At 66.2% G+C, this 5055-nt stretch carries 6 protein-coding genes; all 6 read left to right on the top strand.

All coding sequences use genetic code 11. The annotated features are described in order from the left end of the window. Positions 1-945, top strand: a 945-nt coding sequence (locus tag ACE3UY_RS06885; protein WP_374686806.1) for a M20 family metallopeptidase, incomplete at its 5' end; no start/stop codon positions are given. Between the two features lie 2 nt (positions 946-947). After that, on the top strand, positions 948-1730 hold the full coding sequence (allE, locus tag ACE3UY_RS06880) for a (S)-ureidoglycine aminohydrolase (protein ID WP_374686805.1): 783 nt from the start codon (positions 948-950) through the stop codon (positions 1728-1730). A gap of 91 nt (positions 1731-1821) precedes the next feature. Then, a complete protein-coding gene (locus ACE3UY_RS06875; protein ID WP_374686804.1) occupies positions 1822-3195 on the top strand; it encodes an FAD-dependent oxidoreductase in 1374 nt (457 codons plus the stop codon). After that, positions 3192-3485: a ferredoxin family protein gene (locus tag ACE3UY_RS06870; protein ID WP_374686803.1), complete on the top strand. Its 294-nt coding sequence runs from the start codon at positions 3192-3194 to the stop codon at positions 3483-3485. The genes ACE3UY_RS06875 and ACE3UY_RS06870 overlap by 4 nt, the downstream gene beginning before the upstream one ends. Positions 3486-3557: 72 nt before the next feature. Beyond that, the gene (locus tag ACE3UY_RS06865) at positions 3558-4349 is read left to right on the top strand and encodes a hypothetical protein (protein WP_374686802.1); all 792 of its coding nucleotides are present in this window, start codon (positions 3558-3560) and stop codon (positions 4347-4349) included. A 5-nt stretch (positions 4350-4354) separates the two neighbouring features. Beyond that, on the top strand, positions 4355-5055 hold a 701-nt coding region (locus ACE3UY_RS06860), incomplete at its 3' end, for an electron transfer flavoprotein subunit alpha/FixB family protein (RefSeq protein WP_374686801.1).

The following is a 5055-nucleotide window of genomic DNA, read 5'->3' as shown; positions in this document are numbered from 1 at the left end:
GGCGACGACAAGGGCAGTCTGGCGGCCCAGGTGATGGCGCTGGTGTGCCTGGCGCGCGCCGGCGTCGAACTGCGTGGGCGGCTCCAACTGGCGGCGGTGGCCGACGAGGAGTCGGGCGGCCTGGTGGGCACGAAGTGGCTGCGCGACAGCGGCCACCTGCGGCCCGACGCCCTGGTCGTCGGCGAACAGACCAACAACCGGATCGCCATCGCCGAGCGTGTGGCCTGTGGCATCGACCTGACCGTCTACGGCGTCAGCGCCCACGGGGCCACGCCCTGGGAGGGGGAGAACGCCATCCTGAACGCGGCTCAAGCGCTCAGCTGGCTCCAGGCGCGCCTGTTGCCGCGCCTGGGGGCGCGCAAGCACCCCTTCCTGCCGCCACCCACCCTGAACGTAGGCCGGATTGCCGGCGGGACGCAGTGGAACATTGTGCCCGACCGCTGCACCGTCGCCATGGATCGCCGGCTGCTGCCCGGCGAAAGCCGCGAGAGCGCCATGGCCGAGATTCGCGCCGCGCTCGACGAGTACAGCGCGCAGGTAGCCCCGCTGCGCTACGACCTGACCTCCGAAGGCGAGGTCGCGGCCAACATCAACACGTCGCCGGCCCACCCCTTCGCGCGGGCGGCGGCGGCGGCGCTGCAAGCGGTTGTTCGCCTTCCCCTCCCTGTGGGAGGGGTCAGGGGAGGGCGCTCCATTTCCCTCCCTCTGGAAGGGGCGCAGAACGGCGATGAATCGCCTGATTACGAGCGGCGCGACCTGACCGGCTACGTGCAGACGAGCGACGGCCGCTGGTTCGCCGGCGGCGCGCTGCCCATCATCATTTTCGGCCCTGGCGACCCCGCGCTCGCCCATGCCGCCAATGAACATATTGCCATCGACCAACTCATCGAAGCCATTCGCTTTCTGACGCTGTTCAGTTGGCGGTGGCTCAGCAAGGAGAATTGAGAATGACCGTTAAAACCGGCCCTGTTGACGCCGACGTTACCACGCGCAACCGCTCCATCACCAAGCCCGGCCTGTACAGCATCCTGCCGCGCGGGGCGCGCGTGCTCAGCACCATCCCGACCTTCGTCAAGACCAGCGCCCAGGTGATGACCACCCCGGCTCTCGGCGCGCGCTTCACCGAGTACGAACTGCTCATTCACCCCGGCGGCGGCACGCGCGCGCCCATCCAGGACGAGTTCGAGCACTTCCTGTTCGTCATCGAGGGCGAGGTCACGTTCACCCTGGGCGAGACGGAGCACGCCTTCACGCAGGGCGGCTTCGCCTGGCTGCCGCCGAACTCCCGCTTCGCCCTGCATAACGGCAGCGACGCCCTGACGCGCATGCTCTGGCTGCGCCGGCGTTATGAGCCGGTGGAGGGTGTGCCCGTCCCCGCGCCCATCGTCTCCAACGAGAAGGACGTGCAGGCGGAGCCGGAGGATACCTACGTCGAGAAGCACCTGATCCCGTACGACGAGGAGCTGGGGTTCGACATGGCCTTTAATCTGCTCATATTCGAGCCGGGCATCTACTTCAGCTACGTCGAGTCCCACATCATGGAGCACGGCCTGTACATGCTCGACGGCCGGGGAGTCTACTACCTCAACAACGACTACATCGAGGTACAGAAGGACGACTACATCTACATGGCCCCCTACTGCCCGCAATTCTTCTACGCCACCGGCTGGGAGACGGGCCGCTACATTCTCTACAAGGACATCAACCGCGACTATATCGCCGGGCTGTAATAAGGAAGAAGGGATATAGGCACTAGAGACCAGGGCAGATCGACTTCCCTATCCTCTAGCCCCTAGAACCTAGCCCCTAAGGACGGAAAGTATGGAGAAATTCAACGTCATCGTCGTCGGCGCCGGCCCGGCCGGAGCCACGGCCGCTTATCTGCTGGCTCAGGCCGGCATGGAAGTGGTCATGATCGAACGCGGCGCAACCCCGGGCAGTAAGAATGTATCCGGCGCGCTGGCCTTCAGCCACGTCTACGACGAGATCTACCCCCGCTTCTGGGAGAGCGCGCCGGTGGAGCGGGGCATCGTCGGCCATAGCATCGTCTTCCTGGGCAAGGAGGCGTCGGTTACGCTGGATTATCGCGATTTGGCCGAGGCGACCTCGCCCTCCCCTAACCCCTCCCAGGGGGCGGGGAACGGAGCGCCCTCCCCTAACCCCTCCCAGAGGGAGGGGGACAGGAGCAAGGGGGCCAATGCTTACAGCGTGCTGCGGGCGCGGTTCGACCCGTGGATGGCCCAACAGGCGGAAGAGGCCGGGGCCATGCTGCTGCCCGGCTACACCGTCGAGCGGCTGCTGATGGAAGAAGGGCGGGTCGTCGGTATCCACGCCGGCGGGGACGATCTGATGGCCGACGTGGTGGTCATCGCCGAAGGGACGCGCTCCCAACTGCTGCGGCAGGCGGGGCTGCGCGACGATTTCAATGCCCACGACGTGTCCATCGGCGTCAAGGAAGTGATCGCCCTGCCGGAAGACGTGATCACCAACCGCTTCCAGTGTATGAGCGCCGACGAGGGCGTGGCCTACACCTGCGTCGGCCACACCGGCGGCGTGGACGGCGGCGGCTTCCTCTACACCAACCGTGACACCATCTCCCTGGGCGTGGTGGTCAAGATCGATTCGCTCTACCGGAGCAAGCGCCAGCCGCACAACATCCTGGACGAGTTCAAGGCCCATCCCTTTGTCCAGCGGCTCATCCGCGGCGGCGAGGTGGTGGAGTACTCGGCCCAGGCCATCCACCGCGGCGGCGTGCATCTGATGCCACAACTCTACGGCGACGGCTACGTTGTCGCCGGCAGCGCGGCGCGGCTACTGCTCAACAACGTGATGACCCTGCGCGGCATGGACGTGGCCGTGGCTTCGGCGGCGTCGGCCGCTCGCGCCATTCTGGCTGCGCGCGAGGGGGGCGACTACTCCAAAGAGGCGCTCTCCGCCTACGAGACGCACTTCAAACAGACCGACGTGTACAAAGACATGGTGACGTTCAAGGACACCTACGCCCTGATGGACAACCAGCGGCTGTTCAACGTCTACCCCGATCTGGCCTGCAACGTCATGGGCGACATGTTCTCGGTGCGCGAACGGCCGGGCCGTAAGGTCTACGGCGCGTTGCGCGACAACATGAAGGAGGAGCTATCGCTCTGGCAAATGATGAAAGACATGGCGCAGATCGGCAGGGGGTTGGTGCGATGATCCACGAATTGAGCCTTGATGCCCGTCTGGGACTAGACAAGTACGAGATCGATGAGGAGCAGAGCCACATCCACATCGAGCACGCGCTGTGCCCGGCGTGCGAGTTGAAGCCCTGCCTGACCGTCTGCCCGGCGGCCGTCTACGTGATGGCCGACGGCGTGGTCGTGGCCCGCTATGAGAACTGCGTGGAGTGCGGCACGTGCCAGATCGCCTGCGACACCGGCGGCAACGGGGCCATCACCTGGAACCCGCCGCGTGGGGGGTTTGGGATTGTCTATCGGTATGGCTAGTAGGGGCAGACCTGCGTCTCTGCCCGTGCGGGCAGAGACGCAGGTCTGCCCCTACAGAACGAAAGAGGAATCATGAAGATCGTAGCCTGCATTAAATACTCCCTCGACGTTTCCGAGGTGAAGGTCGATCCGGCCACCAGCGAACTGCGGCTGGCCGGCGTGCCGCTGCGCGTGGGGGCCATCGACCGCCACGTGCTGGAGGCCGCCGTCGTCCTGGCCCAGAAGCATGGCGGGACGGTTCACGGCCTGACCGTGGCCCCGGCCTCCGCCCGCGAGAGCTTCCGCGAATCGGTCGCCATGGGGCTGGAAGACATGACGATTGTGGAAAACACCGGCCTGCCCGCCGATCCCGCGGTCACGGCCGCCGTGCTCTCCGCCGCCATCCAGAAGATGGGCGACGTGACGCTGGTCGTCTGCGGCGAGACGAGTGACGACGGCGTCAGCTACCAGGTTCCGCCCCGGTTGGCGGAGCGGTTGGGCTGGCCGCTGCTGAACTACGCCCGCAATATCGAGTACGCCGACGGCTGGCTGACGGCCGACCGCGACCTCGACAGCGGCATGCAGAAGGCGCGGACGCCGCTGCCAGCCGTGCTGACCGTGACGCAAGAGACGAACACGCCCCGCCGCCCCACCCTGATGGACGCGGTGAAGGCCAAGAAGAAGCCACTCAACGTTTGGCAGCCGGCCGGGGATCTTGGTCTGTCGGTGGAGGCGCTCGAGGCGCGCGCGCTGGTGCAGCGGGTCGCGCAATCGGGCGTGGTCGTACGGCGCAAGCAGGTCATGCTGAGCAATGGCGACGTGACGGCGATGGCGAACCAACTCATTGACGCCCTCGTGGCCGAACAGGTGATCAAGGAGGGGTAAAGACGATGTCGAAGATACTGGTTTATTCCGAAGAAGCCGCCGTCCTGCAAGAGTTGTTGGGCAAGGCCCGCCAGGCCGTCGAGGCCGGCGCGTTCGATCAGGTTGAGACGGCCGTGTTCGGCGCGGCGGTCGCGGCCCAATATGGCGCGTGGGGCGCGGATGTGGTCTATACCGTCCAGGCCCCCGAACTCCAGAGCTACCATCCGGAGACGTATACCGACGCGCTGGCCGGCCTCATCCGCGAGGCGCAACCCGACCTGGTGCTCGTTGGCGCGACCAAGCGCGGCCTGGAGGTCAGCGGCCGGGTGGCCGAGCGACTCAACCTGGGCGCGGCCTCCTGGTGCACCGACTTCAGCCGCGACCCGCAGACAGGCGCAATTACCGTCGAGTGCATGATCTATACCGGCGTGGGCAAGAACACGTACCGCATCAACTCCCGCCCCGCGCTGGCGACCGTGGCCCCCGGCACGTTCCGCGCCAGACCTGACAACTATTCTGAAACCTGTCAGGTCGTCAACCTGACCGTGCCTATCAACGCGCCGGTGCTGCAAGTGCTGGAGAATAACGAGAAGACCGCCGAGGCCGGCCGCCGGCTGCAAGACGCGCCGGTCATCGTCGACGTGGGTCAGGGCGTCCGCCAGCGCGGCGACCTGGGGCTGGCGCAGGAATTGGCCGACTTGTTGAACGGTCAGGTCAGCTGCTCGCG

The organism is Promineifilum sp. (SeqCode), assembly GCF_041918635.1.
In the GTDB taxonomy this organism is placed as follows: Bacteria; Chloroflexota; Anaerolineae; order Promineifilales; family Promineifilaceae; genus Promineifilum.
The sequence above is the reverse complement of the archived record's forward strand: the minus strand, read 5'-3'. Positions and strand labels throughout refer to the sequence as shown.

Coding starts and splice junctions, on each gene's coding strand:
- allE (WP_374686805.1), top strand. CDS start 948: ATGACCGTTAAAACCGGCCCTGTTGACGCCGACGTTACCACGCGCAAC.
- ACE3UY_RS06875 (WP_374686804.1), top strand. CDS start 1,822: ATGGAGAAATTCAACGTCATCGTCGTCGGCGCCGGCCCGGCCGGAGCC.
- ACE3UY_RS06870 (WP_374686803.1), top strand. CDS start 3,192: ATGATCCACGAATTGAGCCTTGATGCCCGTCTGGGACTAGACAAGTAC.
- ACE3UY_RS06865 (WP_374686802.1), top strand. CDS start 3,558: ATGAAGATCGTAGCCTGCATTAAATACTCCCTCGACGTTTCCGAGGTG.